Origin of the sequence: Vibrio sp. 10N.222.52.B7, assembly GCF_041474275.1 — a bacterium.
GTDB lineage: Bacteria > Pseudomonadota > Gammaproteobacteria > Enterobacterales > Vibrionaceae > Vibrio > Vibrio crassostreae_C.
On record NZ_JBFRTU010000046.1, the window covers coordinates 18,476 to 37,906 of the forward strand.

The following is a 19,431-nucleotide window of genomic DNA, read 5'->3' on the forward strand; positions in this document are numbered from 1 at the left end:
TCATAGGGCTTGGGTAAATCGAAAGTAGCATTAGAACTTGGGGCTCTAAATAAACAAAACGCCAACCGAGTGTTGGCGTTTTGCTCTAGGATGCACGAAGCTAGGAAATTAGAAAGCTGTGAATCTAGCAAGTCAAAAATGGCTTTGAGGCTGACTAGCTCATTTTAGGGATCACCGTTATCACAGGGACACCCAAGATATCTTCGATTTCGTCTTTGCGTTTGATTGAAGAATCAAACAGTTCAAACAATACCGCTAAACCAATACCCAGTCCGATACCTGCAACGAATCCAGCCAGAATAAAAACAAAAGTCGGCATGTTAGATTTGATACTCGGTGTGAAAGGCAAATCGATAATCTTCACACGTTTGTTTTGCTCGAATACACCAAGCGAACCCGTTAGTTGAGCCATTTCATAACGCTCTGTCAGTTCATCATATAGTTGACGTTTGATTTCAACTTGACGTTTAAGGCGGTACATCTCTTTTGCATTTTCGCCGAAGTTATTGGCCTTGTGTTCTAATTCGAAAATCATAGTTCGAAGGCTTTTGGTCTCTTCAGTTAAAGACTCAAAGCGAGCACGAACCAGCTGTAGGCTGTGTAATTGAGTGACCAGAAGAGGTTGGGTATCAGAAAGTTTGTTCAGTGTCGTACTACTTGCGATGTCCCAAAGCTGGTCGCTGTTCATCGTTGGCTGGGTTACCTCGAGCAAACTCTTACGTTCATTCTCTAGTCTGTCTAGCTCACGCACTTTAGCTTGCACAGCACTGTGCTTGTCCGTGTATTTAGCTTGTAACAAGGTAAGGTCGCTACGAATGTCGATGATCTGGTCTTCTAATTTACCGATCACAGGGTTGGTTCTTGAAAGTTGTTGGTCGATTGACCCTAAACTTTTTTCGACACCCGATAACTCGGCCTCTTTTTCTGCCAGTGTTTGTTTGAGTGAAGCTAAGCGATTCAAACTTTGGCTCTGTACCTCAGGCGTCGAATGAACATTCTCATTCATGTATGCAGCTAGCGCTTCTTCTGCTTCTGCAAGCTCTGCGCTACGTTTGTCGATATGGATTTTCAAGAAGTTACTTGAATCTTCAATCGATGAACGTTCCGGTGCGAGTAACTGTTCAATGAAATGTTCACTTACCGAGCGCAGCGTCGCTTCCATTCCATTTGGTGTGTTCGACGTTAGACTTATCTTTAGAAAATCTTTTCCAAGCTGAGTCACCGTTAGACGTTGAGACAGGTCAGTAATGATCTCTTGTTTCTCAATTTCAGGCATATCTGGCGTGGTTAATTGCAGTTCATCAGCGACCGAGTAAAGCACATGTCGACTGTGAAGCAGTGTTCTCAATGCGTTAAGTCGATCTTTGAGCATCGTCGAAACGGCAATGTCTTCCAAGAATGGATTCATCTTGGCCGTTTCTTGAATCAACATACTGGTATGCGCGTCATATTTAGTTGGAGCCAACTTGCTCACACCAAAGCCTACAAAGGGCAAAATAAGCATTGGCAGAACGATAACGTAGCGTTGGCGCCACATCGCATTGATGATGACTAATAACCGCAATTTCAGATTATTCATAATAGCTCCAACATCCAATGTACGAAGTTACCACGGTTCTGCCAGCTCTCTTGTTCGACGACAGAGATAGGTGAGTTGCTTAGCTCGCGTGCATGATCAAGCGCCCAAATCATTTGGTTGGCACTGCCAACCGTGGTTACGTGCCCTTGATATGGAACCAAAGCAGGGAACGGTGTTGTGATAATGGGTGTGCCCGCCGCAAGGTATTCCATTAGTTTGAGTGGGCTACACGCTCGGATCTGCTCGTTATCAACAAACGGCAACAAGCTCACATCCCAGTGTTGAGAATAGCTTGGTAGCGTGTGGTGTGGACGAGGGCCAAGGTAATGTACGTTACTCAACTTAGGCAGCATGAGCGTATCAAGCTCGTTTGGACCTATGAAAACAAAGTCCCATTCCGGCATCGCATTCGCAACATGATCAATCATTTCATAATCAAGCCACTTAGAAAGGCTGCCATAAAAACCAGCAATAGGGCGGTGGTTGCTTGGTAAATCTTTTGCTCTTGGTGCGGGTGTTGAAAACAGGTTTACGTCGACACCATGTGGTAGCAAGTGCGCTTTATGCTTTGGAAATTTACCCATCAATTTTTTGCTAGCCGCGAATATAAGCGTTGATTTTTCGATTAGCTCTGATTCGTGCTGTGCAACGGTGTCATGATCAACACCAGCCAGCGCGCTAAAATCATCACCGCAGTAATAGACCACAGATGACTCGCCTAAGTGTCCGCACAAATCAACAGCGGTCGGAAGAGAAGTCCATAGGATAGGCGCGTTCAGATTAAGCTCCGCAATAATCGGTTTTAGTTGGTGCAACATCATTTGCTGAGCCAACTTTCTAGAAAATTTAGAAGCAGGCGCAGGGATTGTCTTTAAGTTAACGATAGTAATATTGTCGTGTCCCTCAGAGTCGAGCATGTTTTGAGTTACGGCCTTGGTTTTACCAAACAACTTGTTGAACGCTCGGCTAACATCTTTGGCGGACAGCTTCGGTTGTCTTAAGCCAATTGAGTTGACCCATAAGACTTTGTGCTGCTTAGCAAGGTGACGAACTAAATGTTGAGTCGATGAAGGCAGACCGCCAAAGTCTTCACCAAATACGATTAAATCACGCATGGTCGCCTCCATGAGTCTCTAACGAATCGAACACATCGGATTCTGTCACTTCAACGGATTTGATGTGACCGACAACTCGAGCAGGGTTACCGCCTGCGATTGCGAAAGCAGGGACGTTCTTTGTTACCACGCTGCCTGCGGCTATTACGGCGCCTTCGCCGATGGTTACGCCACCTTTAACGGTAACATTGGTGCCTAGCCATACATCTTGTTCAAGAATGATGTCGCCGATTTGCTGAGGGTCATCGCCTTCACCTAGTGCTCGACGTTTTGCATCAAGCGGGTGTCCAGAGTATCCAAATAGAAAAGCGCCGCCTGCGATTCGTACGTTGTCAGAGATAACGACTTTACCGCCAACAGCGATAGTCGACTGCCAACCAATGTCGACGTTATTGCCAATCGACAATAGTGGGTGTTCCAAGCCTTCAAGTTGTTGAGTACAACCAGAGAATGTCGTGTGGCCAGAGATACGGCAGTTGTCGCCAATCGTAATTTGCACCGGACCGCTGACGAAAGGCAGTCCACCATACAAATACAGGCGTTTGCCACATTGAGCCACACGACCTTTGAAAGCCGGAGTCCAGTAGAAGAATCGCGTAAAGCCAGAAACCAGATTCACCACTAGCTTGTGCGCTTGATATAGACAGCGATTAAATAGTTTAGGGGTAGGTAGCTCTGCGCTTCTGATGTTTTTCAAAATGAAAAACACATTTCTAATTCGAGAATTAGGATGAAACTTAAGCCAATGTTTGAATTGATGTATAGATACTGACGTCATAATGAAAATCCTCTTTTTTGTTATATAGAAGTACTTTCATATATTGTGCCATCTAATAAATATAATATTTTCAATAGGTTAAAATGTGTCTTTTAGGTTTTCTCATTTTGACAGGCAGTTTGAGATACATTTGAGACGCAAACTGTGAGTGCTGCGAGGATATAAATCGGCCAGTTGAAGCCTTGAGTCAAAAATGTACCCGACACGATTGTTCCAATCAGACCTGCATAGATCGCATAGGCGACCGCATTGAGTTCGGGGGCGATTTCTGTGGCCGAGTTTTTTAACCTCGTTAGCGTAGATCGAGAGGTTTTGATCAAAGAAACGATAAGGCAGACAAAAATGATCAGACCAATAAAGCCTGTTTCTGCCAACACACCAAACCAGGTACTGTGAACGGCGTGATTCAGTCCGTCCCAATGCGAACTGTAAAAGAAGTAGTTCGAGAAGAAGTTGTTCAACCCTACGCCGGTCAGTGGATTCTCAACTGCCATCTTTATTGCTGCTTCCCAAGCATAGATTCGACCCATTGCAGATTCATCGATACCTTGTTCAGCGGCACCACCAGAAGATCTGTCTGAGATACCAGCAACTAAATAGAGCACCACGGCCGCGACAGTTCCCACTGAGATTAAGAGAACTTTAGAGCGCACTAGCTTCCACGCAAAAATACCAATCACCGCAATACAACCCAGTAATCCGCCACGGCTTTGAGTGGCAATAATGGCGGCGAGCAGTAACAGACAAACTAAGGCACTGATTAAACGTTTGGATCGTGAGATGCCAGTCGTGGTGGCTTGGCTTATTGTAAAGGCGAGTGGGAACATCAGTACCAGTGCTAGGTCGTTCGGGTCACCTAACATAGAGCCAAAATCGCGGCCAATAGTCACGCGTGAGCCCTCGACAAGCCCAATACCATTTACTGAGTTGTACACGGCAATAGAGCTGACTAAAGCGCCAGCGTAGATAATCGTCATCGCGGTTTTTGCGAGATTTTCAGTGGTGTTTACTAGCCAAGTAATCGCAAGCGTCATCACGATAATTTTCCAATAAACGCCCTTGAATTCTGCTAGTGCTATTGGCCTGTTGGACGCGAAGATAATACCAATGAAAACCAATACCCAAAATATGGCGAGCCAATTTAAACAAGGGTGCCAGAAGATTTTAAGCTCTTTACTAATTAATGCATGCCAGAGCAAAGCTGACAGTGCTCCTAGTGAAAGCATCAGCGGTATTTTTAACGAATAGAGCTGAGGTACGGCTTCGTGAATTCGGAAAAATGAAAAGACAACGAACAATAGAACTAACCAGAATGTCTTGTTTAACACGAATAACCCGGCTAATGGCACAAGAGCGAGCGCCACAATGACAGCAGGATGAGGCACAAAGTACCAAACAACACCAAGCCCAACACACAAGGTGCTGATCATGATGATGACTGGCAATCTATTGGCTTCAGGGTTGACCATTGTGACCTCTATTGGCAAATAAACTCTTTAGGACTCGGCTCGCAATCTTTTTAGACGTAGTTACGCCTGATGTTAAAGATTGCAAAGTGAGTGCCAGTTATGCATTTTGTTTAACTTACTGATTTATGTTGGATTATTAAGTGAGGGCGTAGCCTTGAGGTGAGTTTTGTCATTTTGAGAATCAGTATAAAACTGACTAAAGTACTTAAATCATCAAGCCCAAATAACCAGTTATCGACTAAGGCTAGAATTAACGGTCGAGTTGATAGATTTCCAACAACTGCGGGACAACGGCTTGTGGAGAGTATTGGTTTTTCACGGTTTCTATCGCGTGACTCTTGAGAGAGTCACGCTGCTCGTTCGTCAATGACATCCACAAAGATAAAAACTGTTCTAGCTCAGCTTCTGAATTTGCAAGGTAGCCGTTAACTTGATGCTCGATGAGTTGAGGCAAGTTACCAACTGAGGTGGCGAGAACGGGAATGCCACGAATCATGGCTTCTAATGCCGCCATAGGTAAGCCTTCAAAGCGAGAAGGGATGATTAACAGATCGATTTGGCTCCAGACGTCGTCCATATTGGTCTGATGCCCATGAAAGGTCACATTATCAGGCTGCGATTTAACTAAGATGTCCATTTCTGGCCCGTCACCAAAAAGCTCAAACCGAACATCAGGAAACTGTTTGGCTAATGCAACAAATCGATCAGGCGCTTTTTCATGGCTCAATCGCCCCACAAAACCAACATGGAATGGGCTTGATGAAGGGGAGCTTGTTAACCCGCTTGGCATTTTAACAAAGTTATTCAATTGATGGGTTTGACTCGGCACTTTCGCTTTAATCTTTTCACTGACCACGAGCGACTGATCAGAAAGAAAACTGCTGTAACGGTCGAGCCAATCATAAAGCCATACTTTGCCTGTTGGGGTTTCACCTGCGTGATAAGTGGTGATTTGCTTTGTGTTGTTGAAACGAGGCGGAAGCTTGATTAACTTGCTGACCAAACTGGCTTTGTAACCATGAGCATGGATAAGCCTTGGTTGATAATGTTGAACTGCACGTTTCAGCTGTGTCGCGCTATTGCCATTTGAATCTACAGAACATGAGGCTAAATCGGAGAGGTAACTAAAAGAGATGTTTAGCGCATTCAACTTTTCAACGATGATCGCTTCAGGATTAAACTTAGTCAAAAGAACGATACGAACAGCCTCTGAATACTGAGCGCTTTCCGATATCAGGCCTTGTGCTAATTCTAAAACATGCGTTTCTATACCTCCAAAAGTTTGGCTGTCGATCAACAGCCAAATCTCATGAAGGTTTATGTCGAGTACACCTTGGTTAGGCTTGATTGTACTCATCTTCCGATTCCCAAGCCTGTTTCTTACGATAAACAGTAGAAGGGCTAAGTTCTAACAGCACAGCAGCGTTTAACACATTCCCATCGCAATGATTGATGGCATGTTGAATGGCTTCACGTTCTATTTGCCACATTGGACGAATAGCACCTTCGCTTGTGGTAAATGCAGGCGTCATCGGCTCATTGTGAGCTTGAGCAACTGACGATTGTTCCAACTCTTCCGGAGTAATCGGTGGCAACTTAGCTTCTGGTGCTTCAACAACTGCAGGTTGAGGCGCAGTTACTCGAATTGGTGTCACTGATTTAGATGATGGAGCGGCATCTACTTTATTAATCGGAGGCGGTAACATGTCTTTAGTCACACTCGTTTCATTGTTCAACACCACGATGTTACGGATGATGTTTTGCAACTGACGCACATTGCCTGGCCACGCATAACGTTTAAGTAGATTCTGCGTTTCTTTGTCTATTGATTTAAACTTCTTCTTATCTTGCTTCGCGTACAGCTTCAAGAAATGATTGCAAAGAGTGACAATGTCACTCCCTCGCTCGCGAAGCGGTGGCATCTCGATAGGCACAACGTGAACACGATAGTAAAGGTCTTCTCTAAAACGTCCTTCTTCTACTTCAACCAGTGGATCGCGGTTGGTCGCACAGATAATTCTGACATCCACTTTAATCTCGCGGTTGCCACCGAGTGGAGTAAACGTACCAGTTTGCAAAAATCTGAGGAGCTTCTTCTGCATCTCCAGTTCCATTTCACAAAGCTCATCGAGAAATAGGGTACCGCCATGCGCTTGCATTGCTGCACCTTTCCGGTCGGTTGTCGCACCGGTAAACGCACCTTTAACGTGACCGAAGATTTCACTCTCCATTAGGTCTCGAGGGATAGCGCCGCAGTTAATGGCCACGAAGGGTTTACCATTACGCTGACTCTCTTGGTGAATCGCTTCCGCACACACTTCTTTACCTGTACCACTTTCGCCGTTAATAAACACGCTGGCAGTGGTTGGTGCTACCGAATCAATGATCTTGTAAACCGCCTGCATGGGTAGGCAAGAGCCAATGAAATTATGAAAACGATCACGATCGAATTTGCTTTGCATGTTATCGACGAGGTTTTCGAGTTTCGCTCTTTTTAGATGCAAGCTAACAGAGGTCTTGAGTCGATCGGCTTGAATGGGTTTCTCTAAGAAGTCTTCTGCACCGCGTTGGATAAGGTCTACCGCGATGTTTACTGAACCATGCGCTGTCGCGATGATGACAGCGGTCGGTATTTCGTTAGCAGTAATCCAATCTAAGACTTCTTCGCCTGGCATGTCAGGAAGCTTAAGGTCGAGAATCACAAGCTGTGGAGAGTGCCTTTCAATGAAGGTCTTAGCTTCCGCGCCGGTTTCGACGTGGAAAATATCATAGGGCTCGTCTTTTACGTACTGCTTGTAGAGTACGGCGAGTGAGGTGGAGTCTTCAACTAACAATACCTTAGGGCGCATTGTGTATTCCTTTTGAAACTTTATCCCAACCAATCAATAACATAGTGATATGCAACCATCAATACGAGTCTTGTGTATTTGTTATCTACCACATGCAATCTTTTAAGAAGCGGCCTGTATAACTTCTCGCATTGCTGTTCATGATGGAGCCCATCTTATGGCGACTATATTAATAACGACTGTTTTGAGTTTTTAATCTGATACCGATAATGAACATGCAAAGCTAGCTGAAGCCTGCCTCTTTCCTTTCAAGCAAGGCTTTTATTGAACGCTCTGCGAGCTCTAGTAATTCATCAACTTGTCGAAATGCCGCATCATGACTCTGTTCTAAACATAGCTTTTCTAAAGCTCGAGCTAATTCACCCAAAGGGCGATTACCTAACGAAAGCGCTGTGCTGCCGAGAGTGTGGACCTCGAACTCAAGTGTTTGAGCGTCTTTCTGCGTGACTGCCTCTTTTATAGCGACCAAGCGTGTTTGTGATTCTTCGACATAATGGTCGATCAAGATAGGGATAATGTCCGCACTTGTATCGCGAATCATTTGCTCCAGAACGCTTTCATCGACAAGCTCGCTCACTTGTTGTGAGTTTAGATTTGTAGCTGCGTCTGACGCTAAAGTAGAATTCATCAAACTAAGTCCTTTTATTGAGCTTAATATCTGTTAATACTATTAAGTTTTAGTCATTTTCTAGAATAATTTCAACTGGTTGCCGTACAAATAGAGCATTTAATTGGCATCTCACTCATCTTGCTATTGGGTTTGTGACAAACCTAACGGACTGATTTTATTTTGTTTTCTCTTATGAAATATAAACTTAGGTGCCTATAAAGCCTAAGGTGCGGGTAGATCTCAGAAGAAAACGAGCCCGATACAAATAAAAAAGACCACTGCAGTGAATTAACAACAGTGGTCTTAGAGCGGTTTATGTAGTTTAGGCTAATCTAAATAGCAATAACTCAAATAACGATAACCCAAACAATGATAATTTAAACAGCCGTGCTTTAAATCACGAAAAGTAGGACTACGAAGCTTTATCAATTTTTGGCTTTGGGTCGGCTTCTACTTCTTCCTCGCTACTTTCTGAGAAGATATCAGCAACAGCGCTTCTCTCGAGTTCACCTTTTAGATTACCGTCTTCATCAACAACTGGAAGAGAGTAGTCACAAGACATAGTGTCCGGTAGCACTTCTTCAATCACCGCATCTGGTAAGATGGCAGGGACTTCTTCGTATATCTCATCACTAAAATCATGTACCGATGAATCTTCAACTGCGTCTTGTAGGCTCTCTTGTGTGACTAGGCCTTGATAGCCGTCATCCGTTACGTGATAAGCGTAATCGTTTTTCAGCATCTTCATCTGTGCCAGAGCACCTTCAATCGTTTCTGATGTGATTCGATACAGAGGAGGCTGCATAACGGTTTCAACGGTCAGTGCACGAGCACGGTTTACGTCTTTCACGAACGCTTCCACGTAATCATCGGCTGGATTTAGCAGAATCTCATGTGGTGTGCCTTGTTGTACTAACTCGCCGTCTTTCAAAATTGCGATTCTATCGCCTAGGCGGAGTGCTTCGTCCAGATCATGAGTGATGAAAACAATCGTCTTATGAAGCTTCTCTTGAAGTTCGATAAGCTGATCTTGCATTTCACTTCGAATCAAAGGGTCGAGTGCCGAAAAGGCTTCATCCATTAACAAGATTTCAGCGTTAGTACACAGAGCGCGAGAAAGGCCAACACGTTGTTGCTGACCACCTGAAAGTTGCGCAGGGTATTGCTTGCCGTAACCTTTCAAGCCCACGGTTTCTAACCATTCGTTGGCTTTTGCTAAACGGTCTTCTTTTTTGATGCCTTGTACTTCCAACCCGTACGCAACGTTTTCAACCACAGTGCGATGAGGCATTAAGCCAAAGCGTTGGAATACCATCGACATTTTATGACGACGGAACTCTTCTAGCTGTTTAGTGTTGAGGCTCATCACATCAATGCCTTCAACCATGATTTTACCTTGAGTAGGGTCAATCAAACGGTTGAAGTGGCGAATCAGCGTCGATTTACCCGAGCCAGAAAGCCCCATGATAACGAAGATTTCACCACGGTTAATCTCAAGGTTGATCTCTTTTAAACCAACGGTATGACCCGTATCCGCAAGAATCTGATCTTTGTGTTCGCCGTTTTGAACTCGGTTCATAACAGACATTGGTTTCGGTCCAAACACCTTGTACAGACCACTAATTTCAATCAATGGTTTAGTCATGCTTGAATCCTCCTAAATGCGCATTAGTTCTTCTTGCGTACGCCTGAGAAGCGCGGTCAAAAAGGATTGCGAGGGCAACGATGGCGAAACCATTCATCAAGCCTAATGTGAAGTACTGGTTAGTAATCGATTTGAGAACCGGTTGTCCTAGGCCTTTCACACCAATCATGGATGCGATAACAACCATAGACAGTGCCATCATGATGGTTTGGTTAATACCCGCCATGATCGTTGGCATTGCTAGAGGAAGTTGAACACCCCATAAGCGTTGCTTTTTGCTCGCACCGAAAGCGGTAGCGGCTTCAAGGACTTCTTTATCAACTAAGCGTATGCCTAGGTTAGTTAGACGAATTACAGGTGGAATCGCGTAGATAACCACGGCGATTAGCCCTGGAATCTTACCGATGCCCAGTAGCATTACCACTGGAATCAAATAAACGAACGCAGGCATGGTTTGCATGATATCGAGCATCGGCGTAACAATTGACTGAGCTCGATTTGAACGAGCCATCGCAATACCAATCGGAATGCCCAAGAATATTGAAACCAAGGTACATACAGTGATGATACTGAGCGTCCGCATGGTGTCTTCCCACATTCCAAAGTAACCAATGAGAAGTAGAGAAGCAACACAGCCTAGAGCCAGTTTCCAAGAACGGCTTGCTGCGTAGACAAGGCTGGTACACACAGCCAGGACTATAATCCAAGGTGTTGAGATAAGGAGTTTTTCAAACCAAACGAGGAATGAAAGAAGAGGGTCAAAGAGAGATTCAATCATTTCGCCGTATTCACGGGAAAATTCACGGTATGCGCCATCTAGCGTCTTTTTTATGGTTCGTAAATCACCGCGTTCCATCTCTGGAAAGCTTGATAACCAATTGCTGTCAGCCATTTTATATCCTTATAGTTCGGAGCCACTTGTCCATGCGATAAGAAAATCGCTAATGAAAAGGGCTCCGAATCATGAATAACATCAAGTATAGCGACGTTATTTCTGTTTTATTGTTGAAGCGTAATTACTTGTTATTAAATCAAGCTCTTACAGCTCTGCTTCAACTTTCTTAGCCACTTCTTCAGAAACCCATGGGTGCCATACTTCTGGGAATTCACTTAAGAAATGCAGACTCGCTTCTTCGCCATCAGCTTGGTTGTCTTCCATCCAAGCAAGTAGCGAGTTCATTTTGTCGTTCGTGAAACCACGTTTAGTAAAGTAGTCGTATGCTTCAGGAGCACGTGACGCAAAACTTTCAGTGGTAATCGTGTGAACAGGTGAAGGCGGGTACATGGTCGCTTTTGGCGATTCACAATCTTCTTTAGTGGTACAGTTAAGGAACTCTTCCTCATTAACGCCACTGCCAAAGTCGACTTTAACCATGTCGTATTTACCTAGCACAGCCGTCGGTGCCCAGTAGTAACCAAACCAAGCTTCTTCACGTTCATAAGCTTTTGCGATAGAGCCAGATAAGCCGGCACTCGAGCCTGGATCAACAATCGTGAAACCGCTGTTTTCTAGCTCAAGAGCATTAAACAGGTTTCCGGCGCTGATCTGACAGTTCCAGCCTGCAGGGCAGCTGTAGAATGCAGATGTATCTGGGTCTTCAGGGTGTTTGAATAAGCTTGCGTTTTTGCGTACGCCTTCGATGGTTGCCATTTCAGGGTACTGTTTTACTAGGTAAGCTGGAACCCAAAAGCCTTCTTCGCCGCCGTTCACAAGTGCTTTACCTGCGTAGCGAAGACGTTTTTCTTCAACACCTTTATCTAATGCGTCTTTTAAGCTGTTGCTCCAAAGTTCAGGTGCAACATCAGGCTGGCCTTTTTCGATCATAGACGTGCCTGTTGGCATAGTGTCGCCAGGGATAAGTTCAGCATCACACCCATAACCATGTTCAAGGATGAATTGGTCGATATTGGCGATCAGTGTTGCAGAGTTCCAGTTCATATCTGCGATTGTTACGCTGCCACATTCTCCAGCGTTAGCATTACCGCTGGCTGCTGCTACTAACAAAAATACGGAGCTTAACTTGTATTTCATATTGAGTTTCCTTTCTCTTTAATAATACAACTAAGGTAACCAAGGTAAATTGATTATCTAAATTGCTCGATGGTGATCCTTTCCGTGTATTTGAACCATTTGAGCAGAAGGAGGGATGGGTGAAGTTTGAATAGATAAACGTGCAAAGTCAGTGAAGTGTGATTTGCCAATTCATCCACTGTGTTTCAACAGCCATCGGATAACTTTGTCAAACTATTACAAATTCGTCAAAAACCACCTCTATTTATAATCTTAGGGAATAATCGTACGAATTCCATCTTTGATGCGATTTACATGGCACTTTAACCGTCTGTGTCACATTACCGCTAAAGTTAGGCGTGGGGCTGTTGATTTTTGAAGGAATTTAAAGGGGGTAAGACCATGATTGATGTGTGTGAAATGCGTTGAATGGTTTTTAAAATCTTATTTTTAAGAATAACTTCGCCAAAAATACCCAATTTGGTTTTGAGTTATTCAGAGCTTTTGGAGCTTGAAGTCTAATAGGATAGGTGGCTGTCATGGTTTAATGACAGCCAGAAAGTAGCAAAAGAAAGTTACATCGGAAGGTTCAAAAACTCATTTTGATACAGCTTGTTTGCCAAGCTATCGCGAAGCTTAGCGGGGATGAATTTCATTCGATTGATTTGTCTGACCATCTCTTGTGCAAAGCTAGGCTTTTGTTTCATGTTCATCACGCAGCCCATTAGGTTGATACTTTGTGCATCAAGCAGCTTTTTCGCTTGTTCTAGGTGGTGACTCGACGTTTCACCATAGGCGACAACCATCAATGTGCTGTCACAAGCACTCGCCACAGACTGAGCCGGAATGTTGCCTTTGTTTATGTTGAGAAGCGGTGAGGTATCAATGATGACTCTGTCGTATTTCTCTAACCATTTGTTGACCACGTTTTGTAACGTTGTCGGATCTTTATAAGCCAATTGCGTTGAAGCAACTTGTGGAGCAGGTACACCGATAAACGTACGCTGAGATTCAACATGTTCAATCAATTGACCTTGCTGATTATCTTCTAGCATATTCAAATCTTTGAAAGCAGGGTTGAATAAGTTGAGATCAACATAAAGTGTTGAATGACCCGCAAGAAGAAAACGCTCGGCTAATGCGGTTGCAATAGATGTTACGCCGTCACCTGAATGGCAGGCGGTGACGCATATTGATTTTTGGCCGTTAAGTTCAGAAGCTAAATACAGTTGCTCGACTTCGGCATGGGTCGCTGAAATTGTCATTATAAAGCTCCTATTAATACGATGGTGGTGGTGATACGCAGTATGTCATCAAGTCCGACGCGTGCTTTTTCAATAAAGCTTTCGCGACGGTCTGGGATGTAAATCGTGTCACCAGCGCGTAGCACCGGCAAGTTGTAAATGTTCGCCGTTTTGCTGAATTCAACAAGGTCAAAAGTACGAGCCTGACCTTGGCAGCAAGACATATTGACGATGGTAATTTTTTCTACATAAGCATTGTCGGTAGGGCCTGCTGCTTCTGCCAGAATATCTAGAATGGTCATGTTGTCGTTGAACACATAACGCCCCGGATTGTTAATCGCACCAAGCACACGAACGGTTTCTTCTTTCGGTGTATCTAACCAGTTTTTGCCTTTCTCTGGGATGTAAATCGTGTCGCCAGTGGTTACGTTTGGCAGTAACGATTCGTCACCGGTTTCAAAGTACAGTGATAAGTTAAGTTTGCTTACTTGCGAATAGGTTTTGTCACGATGCGTTACTCGAACGTTGTGGATGTCGGCATCCTTTGTTGGACCGTCAGCCGCAGACAAGATATCAAGGAAGTGCATGTCTTTGGTGAAGCGGTAACGACCGGGTGCATTCACTTGTCCAAAGATGTAGATCGAAGCATCAGAGCTTTGACGAACCCATTGTGATTTATTGTCTGAAGGATCTTGTGGCAAGTCGTGAACACGCACGATAGAGCCCGCTCGAATTTGTGGCATTTGGTCACGTGGCGCACCATTTCGAATAAAATCATCAAGGTTAAACACAACTAGCTTTCTACCAGTAACAACTTCGATTTTCGATGTGTCAGCGCGTAGCGTAGGGCCACCGACGTGTGCCAATAATCCCATGAAATTCATTTCATCTGACCATTCAATACGACCAGGTCGATTCACCTCACCAATCACGTTAACTGCTCTGTCTGGCGTGATTTTCAACCAAGACTTCTCGTTCATGTCGGTTTTCTCGGGAACGAAAATCGCGTCACCAGCTTTGATGCTAGGAGGGTTAGAGTTAGGTAAGCCTTCAGTGTAAGCCGCTAAATCGAATTTAAGCACTCTGCCATCTGCTTTGATAACACGGATTTGTCGTGACTCTGCAAATCGAGTTGGGCCGCCCGCATTCGCCAAGATATCCATAAAGGTCGCGTCTCTTTTGCCTTCAAAAGCACCAGGGGCTGCGACTTCGCCCATTACGTAAACCATGTTGGCGCCGGATTTGATCTCTTCTTCTTGCTTGGGAACGAAAATGGTCGCACCCGGGCGTAAAATTGGAAGCAGACTTTCGTCACCAGAATCTAAGTAACGTTTTAGGTTGAATAGCGTTGGGGTGTTGTTCGAAATCACTCGGATTTGCTCAACACTGGCATAACGAGTTACGCCGCCCGAACGCATAAGTACGTCGACAAGGTCGGTGTTCTCTTTGTAAGTGAACGAACCCGGCGCGTTCACCTCACCAAACACTTTGATGGAGTTACGAGAATCAGCACTGTCACCTGAGTTAGCAAGCTTTGCTGCGTCAAACTCTTGCTCGATGTTACCGACTAATGGAGAAGCTGGAACGAATAGTGAATCCAGTGATTGAAGAGTAGGTAATGCTGACTCGTCTCCTGAATCAAGGAATCGTTTGTAGTTAAACTCTTTCTTATCTGCGCCTCGCTTAAGAATCAGCTTATCCAGTTGCGCGCCCGGGCGTAAACCACCCGCAGCGTAAAGTGCCATTTGGATGCTAGAACCTAATGAGAGCGTGTATTCGCCAGGCTGTTCTACATAACCTTGCACGTAGATGATGATTTGCTGCTCTTTTACATACACTGAAGCGTTCGAAAGATCTTTGTAAGCGGTTGCCAGCGACTCTATAACGACTTTGTTAAGCTGTTCGCTGTCGTAACCCGCAACAAACACAGCGCCTACTTCTGGAAGAGTAATACGGCCACGCTTATCCACTTGGAACCCCTTGTTTAAGGTACTTTCACCGGGTACGTTAACTTGGATTAGATCACCGACTTGAACCGCGTCTGAAAACTCATCGTTAGCATTGACGACATTCGCAAAGCATAACGATAGGGTGATGATAAAAGCGATCAAGGATTTCATAATCCACCTCCCATTTTCTCGGCATTCTTAGGCGAGACAATTTCAATACTTACTCGGCGGTTCGTTAAACGCGTGCCGTCGGATTCACCTTCAAAAAGAGGGACGGTTTCGCCAACAGAGACGGCTTTGATTCGTTGAGCGCCTAGTCCAAAAATAGTCAGGTAGCGTTCGACTTGTTTCGCTCGTCCAAGTGCTAACTTGTCGTTGTATTCTTCGGCACCCGTTGCATCAGCATGGCCGGTAACCACAAGGTCTAGAGATTTGTGTTCTTTCAGTAAACTGGTTGCTTCCGCAAGTCTTCCCATATACTTCGGGTTTACTTCAATCGAATCTTCCGCGAATTGGTTGTCAACATTAAGCAGGTCATACAACTGTTCGATAACCGACAGTTGCATTCTAAATTGATTTTCATTTTTTGGTGGCTCACAGCGGGCTTGTGAAGTTACGTAATCCAGTTGGACCTCAAGTTCATTTAGGCGTTTTCTTTGGATCACTAAATCGTTGGCTGCATCCAGTAGTAGACCGCCTTGAAGTTCACGAGCAATACGATTTTGCTTTTCGATTGCTTGAACAACAGCAGCGGGGAAGCACCAACGAGCGCCTTCTTGGATCAAGGCATCAAGGTGCAATTTAGCAAGCTGCCAATCAAAGCGTAATCCATGTTCTGGACCAAGAGGCTCGTCTGGCATGACAGGAGAGAAGTCTGAGTTTTGATAGTTAATAGAATCGTAACTTTCAGCCAAACCCCCTGTGCCTTGTTCAGGATAGCTAGTACAGCCACCCAGAACGAGAGCGGACAGAGAAAGGGCTATGTAGTTTTTCAGTATTTTCATGCCAACGTCCTATGTTTCTAATTTTTCTTATTATTTTTTGTTACTTCTAGCTTAGTGGTTCTTCATGAATTTGCAGGATTTTTTGAATTTACTGGGATAGCGTGGCCAATACGCAGCAAGTTCATAATTTCAAGCGGTTGCCCCGTCACATTTTCAAGTCGCATAATACGCTCGCGTTCAGTCAGACGTTTGAACATATAAACAATCGCGCCAACCCCAGATGAATCTAAAAACTCAACTTGGCTAAAATCAACTTCGATTTCAGGGTGGCCATCGTTAGAAATCACATCATCAATGTCGGTTTGTGCATCACGACTGCCTGCTGCATCCAGATCACCGAAAATAGAAAGTGTCAGTGTCGTTGTGTTTAAATCAATCTTACGTAGTTCCATAGCGATATCTCCTTTTAAGTATGTATGGACAACTGCACTGAATGTGCCAACTTTTATGTTGTTATTTTTCAATAGCTTATATTTGTAGTGAATTCCCATCTCAAATTGAGAAAAGGCATTTCTCAATTTGAGAACTAAAAACGGCGGATCATATGAGAGTCATAAGTCATTAATTCAATGAATAGATGAAAGGGTTAGATAAGGTTGGTGAGTGGATCGCATCTTCTAGCAAAGATTGTCTACCTACGTGTCAGAACGCTTAGGATTAAAGGTATTTGTTGACTACTACAGTTATTAATACGGAGCAGATGATGAGATTAACTAAACTGGCTTTAGCCACTCTATGGGCGTGTTCGCTTTCTTCTCATTCATCCTATTTACCGCCCGACTATTTGGTGCTTGCAAACTCTTACCAGCAAGGCATAGATGTTTCTGAATACTGGAAGAGTGAAAAGCTTGATGGGATTCGGGCTCTTTGGGACGGACAACATCTTTATACACGCAATGGTAATCGCATTTACTCACCCAAGTGGTTTACTGAAAACTTGCCTAAGGTCCATCTCGAAGGAGAGTTGTGGGCAGGAAGGGGCAAGTTCCACCTTGTTCAATCTACCGTTCTCGATCATACGCCGAGTGACACAGCATGGCGCCAAATCGATTTCATGCTGTTTGATATGCCAGGCGCCGCAGGAGATTACCAAAAGCGCTATTACAACATTTTGCATTGGGTAAGCGTGATTGGAGAATCTCATGTCAGCTACATAGAACATGTACCAATTCACAGTGAAGAGGCTTTATTTCATCAACTTGATAATGTCGATGAGCGTAATGGCGAAGGTTTGATGCTTAGAAAGATCACCAGTCGTTATCAAGCAGGCCGAAGTAATGACCTGTTAAAGCTCAAAAGGCATCACGATGCCGAAGCCACAGTTATTGGCTACAAGGGTGGGACAGGGAAGTATAAAGGGATGATGGGTTCAATCTTGGTTCACACAGAAGAGGGTGTGGAATTTTATATAGGCAGCGGGTTCAGTGACCAAATGAGACTCGCACCGCCAGAGATCGGCAGCCGTATTACCTTTCGTTACAATGGTTTTACTCAAAACGGAAAACCCAAGTTTGCGCGCTTTGTTCGAGAGAAGAGTGAATATTAAGGCAGATACGATCTACCTGACCATTAAACGAAAAAGAGCCCTGAAAATCAGAGCTCTTTTTTTTATTCGAAATCAGATAGACCGACTTAGCGAGTACGAATCTAGCGAGAACTAAATTCTAACTGAACGTCATCGTCCTGCTTGTGCATCCAGTGTAGACGCATACCCAGCATAATCGCGGCTGACGTTAGACCGACGATGAAACCAATCCAGAAGCCGTGCGCACCCATAGGGTCAACAATCCAATCTTTCATACCCAAGATGTAACCGATAGGAAGACCAAGCAACCAGTAAGCCACAAAGGTGATGTTGAAGATTGAACGCATGTCTTTGTAGCCACGCAGAGCACCCGCAGCGATAACTTGGATGGCGTCAGTACATTGATAAACCGCCGCGAACAACAGCAACTGCATTGCAACCATAATTACTGCCGTGTTCTCTGTGTAAAGTAATGCAACCTGTTCTCTAAACAGAATCGTTAACGCCGCTGTCATAAGGGCTGTCACTAAACCAACAATGATACCCACGTGTGTCGCGATCTTCGCACCTTCGGTGTTGTTTTCGCCCAACTTATGGCCAACACGAATACTCACGGCTGCACCGATACTCATTGGAATCATGAAGACCAGCGAAGAGAAGTTGATCGCGACTTGGTGCGCGGCAACAATCAATGAACCCAATGGTGCAACTAACAGAGAAACCACCGCAAACAGAGTTACCTCGAAGAAGATAGCGGCCGCCACAGGGAAACCAAGTCTAAACAGACGAATTTGAGCTTTAAGTTGCGGTTTATGGAACGTACCGAAGATGTTGATTTTCGCCAAACGCTTTGATGTTAAAACGTAAGCGAACAGTAGTGCAAACATCACCCAATATACGATAGCCGTTGCAACGCCACAGCCAACACCACCCAGAGCAGGAGCACCAAGTTTTCCGTATACGAACATCCAGTTCAGCGGGATGTTTAATAGCAAGCCAATAAAACCAATCACCATCGCAGGCTTGGTTAAAGACATACCATCGGTAAAGCTTCGCAATGTTTGGAACAACAAGAAAGCGGGTACAGCAAACATCACCGCATTCATATAGCCGATGGTCTTTTCCGCCATGAGTTGTTCAATGTCCATCCACTCCAATATCAATTGTGTTTGAAAAAGCACACCAATGATTGGAAGGGAGATGACGAGCGCTAAAAATGCGCCTTGTTGAATTTCGAATGGAATTTTTACTTGTCGACCAGAACCATTCAGTTGTGCAACGACAGGAACCAACGCCATCAATAGACCAACACCAAATAGGATTGATGGTAGCCAGATACTTGCTGCAATCGAAACCGCCGCCATATCGATAGCACTTACGCCACCGGCCATTACGGTATCAACAAAACCCATTCCAGTTTGTGCAACGGATGCGATCAATACTGGGGTCGCAAGTTTAATTAGATTCGAGGATTCTTCTTTGTAACGATGCACAAACAACTCCAAATAAGAGGGAAAATTAGAATAATAGTGTAGGAAAGGACATTCTGAAGGAATCAGAGACAATGATCTTAAGCTTCCACTGGACGAATCATAAAGAAATGTCACAATAACTGCTATGAAAAACTGTTATTAGAATGCTAAATAGGAATCT

At 44.4% G+C, this 19,431-nt stretch carries 16 protein-coding genes; 1 reads left to right on the forward strand and 15 read right to left on the reverse strand.

Translation table 11 applies throughout. The annotated features are described in order from the left end of the window. Positions 1–154: 154 nt before the first annotated feature. The 14 genes from AB4512_RS13475 to AB4512_RS13540 form a co-directional block, all read right to left on the reverse strand. The gene (locus AB4512_RS13475; protein ID WP_136978474.1) at positions 155–1,579 is read right to left on the reverse strand and encodes a Wzz/FepE/Etk N-terminal domain-containing protein; all 1,425 of its coding nucleotides are present in this window, start codon (positions 1,577–1,579) and stop codon (positions 155–157) included. Continuing rightward, positions 1,576–2,694 carry a glycosyltransferase gene (locus AB4512_RS13480; protein WP_372175036.1) on the reverse strand — a complete coding sequence of 373 codons (1,119 nt, stop codon included), beginning with the start codon at positions 2,692–2,694 and terminating at the stop codon, positions 1,576–1,578. The genes AB4512_RS13475 and AB4512_RS13480 overlap by 4 nt, the downstream gene beginning before the upstream one ends. Next, on the reverse strand, positions 2,687–3,472 hold the full coding sequence (locus AB4512_RS13485; RefSeq protein ID WP_372175037.1) for a DapH/DapD/GlmU-related protein: 786 nt from the start codon (positions 3,470–3,472) through the stop codon (positions 2,687–2,689). Before AB4512_RS13485 ends, AB4512_RS13480 begins: the two co-directional genes overlap by 8 nt. 92 nt (positions 3,473–3,564) lie before the next feature. Further along, positions 3,565–4,941, reverse strand: coding sequence for an O-antigen ligase family protein (locus tag AB4512_RS13490; protein ID WP_372175038.1), 1,377 nt, complete (start codon positions 4,939–4,941; stop codon positions 3,565–3,567). Between the two features lie 250 nt (positions 4,942–5,191). Continuing rightward, the gene (locus AB4512_RS13495; protein WP_372175039.1) at positions 5,192–6,298 is read right to left on the reverse strand and encodes a glycosyltransferase family 4 protein; all 1,107 of its coding nucleotides are present in this window, start codon (positions 6,296–6,298) and stop codon (positions 5,192–5,194) included. Then, positions 6,279–7,790 carry a sigma-54 dependent transcriptional regulator gene (locus tag AB4512_RS13500; RefSeq protein WP_136978470.1) on the reverse strand — a complete coding sequence of 504 codons (1,512 nt, stop codon included), beginning with the start codon at positions 7,788–7,790 and terminating at the stop codon, positions 6,279–6,281. Before AB4512_RS13500 ends, AB4512_RS13495 begins: the two co-directional genes overlap by 20 nt. Positions 7,791–8,013: 223 nt before the next feature. Then, on the reverse strand, positions 8,014–8,418 hold the full coding sequence (locus AB4512_RS13505) for an Hpt domain-containing protein (protein ID WP_017059589.1): 405 nt from the start codon (positions 8,416–8,418) through the stop codon (positions 8,014–8,016). Positions 8,419–8,812: 394 nt separating this feature from the next. Then, positions 8,813–10,045 (reverse strand): glycine betaine/L-proline ABC transporter ATP-binding protein, encoded by a 1,233-nt coding sequence (locus tag AB4512_RS13510; RefSeq protein ID WP_017059590.1) that lies wholly within the window; start codon positions 10,043–10,045, stop codon positions 8,813–8,815. Beyond that, on the reverse strand, positions 10,038–10,937 hold the full coding sequence (locus tag AB4512_RS13515; protein WP_017059591.1) for a proline/glycine betaine ABC transporter permease: 900 nt from the start codon (positions 10,935–10,937) through the stop codon (positions 10,038–10,040). Before AB4512_RS13515 ends, AB4512_RS13510 begins: the two co-directional genes overlap by 8 nt. Positions 10,938–11,084: 147 nt before the next feature. After that, a complete protein-coding gene (locus tag AB4512_RS13520) occupies positions 11,085–12,077 on the reverse strand; it encodes an ABC transporter substrate-binding protein (protein ID WP_017063893.1) in 993 nt (330 codons plus the stop codon). Positions 12,078–12,631: 554 nt separating this feature from the next. Beyond that, a complete protein-coding gene (locus tag AB4512_RS13525) occupies positions 12,632–13,321 on the reverse strand; it encodes a tyrosine-protein kinase family protein (protein WP_017059593.1) in 690 nt (229 codons plus the stop codon). Beyond that, the gene (locus tag AB4512_RS13530; RefSeq protein WP_372175040.1) at positions 13,321–15,420 is read right to left on the reverse strand and encodes an SLBB domain-containing protein; all 2,100 of its coding nucleotides are present in this window, start codon (positions 15,418–15,420) and stop codon (positions 13,321–13,323) included. Before AB4512_RS13530 ends, AB4512_RS13525 begins: the two co-directional genes overlap by 1 nt. Further along, complete coding sequence (locus tag AB4512_RS13535; RefSeq protein ID WP_371725347.1) at positions 15,417–16,253, reverse strand: OmpA family protein; 837 nt, start codon at positions 16,251–16,253, stop codon at positions 15,417–15,419. Before AB4512_RS13535 ends, AB4512_RS13530 begins: the two co-directional genes overlap by 4 nt. 62 nt (positions 16,254–16,315) lie before the next feature. Next, entirely contained in the window at positions 16,316–16,645 is a 330-nt protein-coding gene (locus AB4512_RS13540) for an STAS domain-containing protein (RefSeq protein WP_372082615.1), read from the reverse strand. 311 nt (positions 16,646–16,956) lie between these two features. On the opposite strand from AB4512_RS13540, the gene AB4512_RS13545 reads away from it, so the two are divergent. Beyond that, positions 16,957–17,799, forward strand: coding sequence for a DNA ligase (locus tag AB4512_RS13545; protein WP_372175054.1), 843 nt, complete (start codon positions 16,957–16,959; stop codon positions 17,797–17,799). Between the two features lie 101 nt (positions 17,800–17,900). Here the strand turns inward: AB4512_RS13545 and AB4512_RS13550 are convergent, their stop codons facing one another. Further along, positions 17,901–19,271 carry an MATE family efflux transporter gene (locus tag AB4512_RS13550; RefSeq protein WP_017063888.1) on the reverse strand — a complete coding sequence of 457 codons (1,371 nt, stop codon included), beginning with the start codon at positions 19,269–19,271 and terminating at the stop codon, positions 17,901–17,903. Between the last annotated feature and the right edge of the window lie 160 nt (positions 19,272–19,431).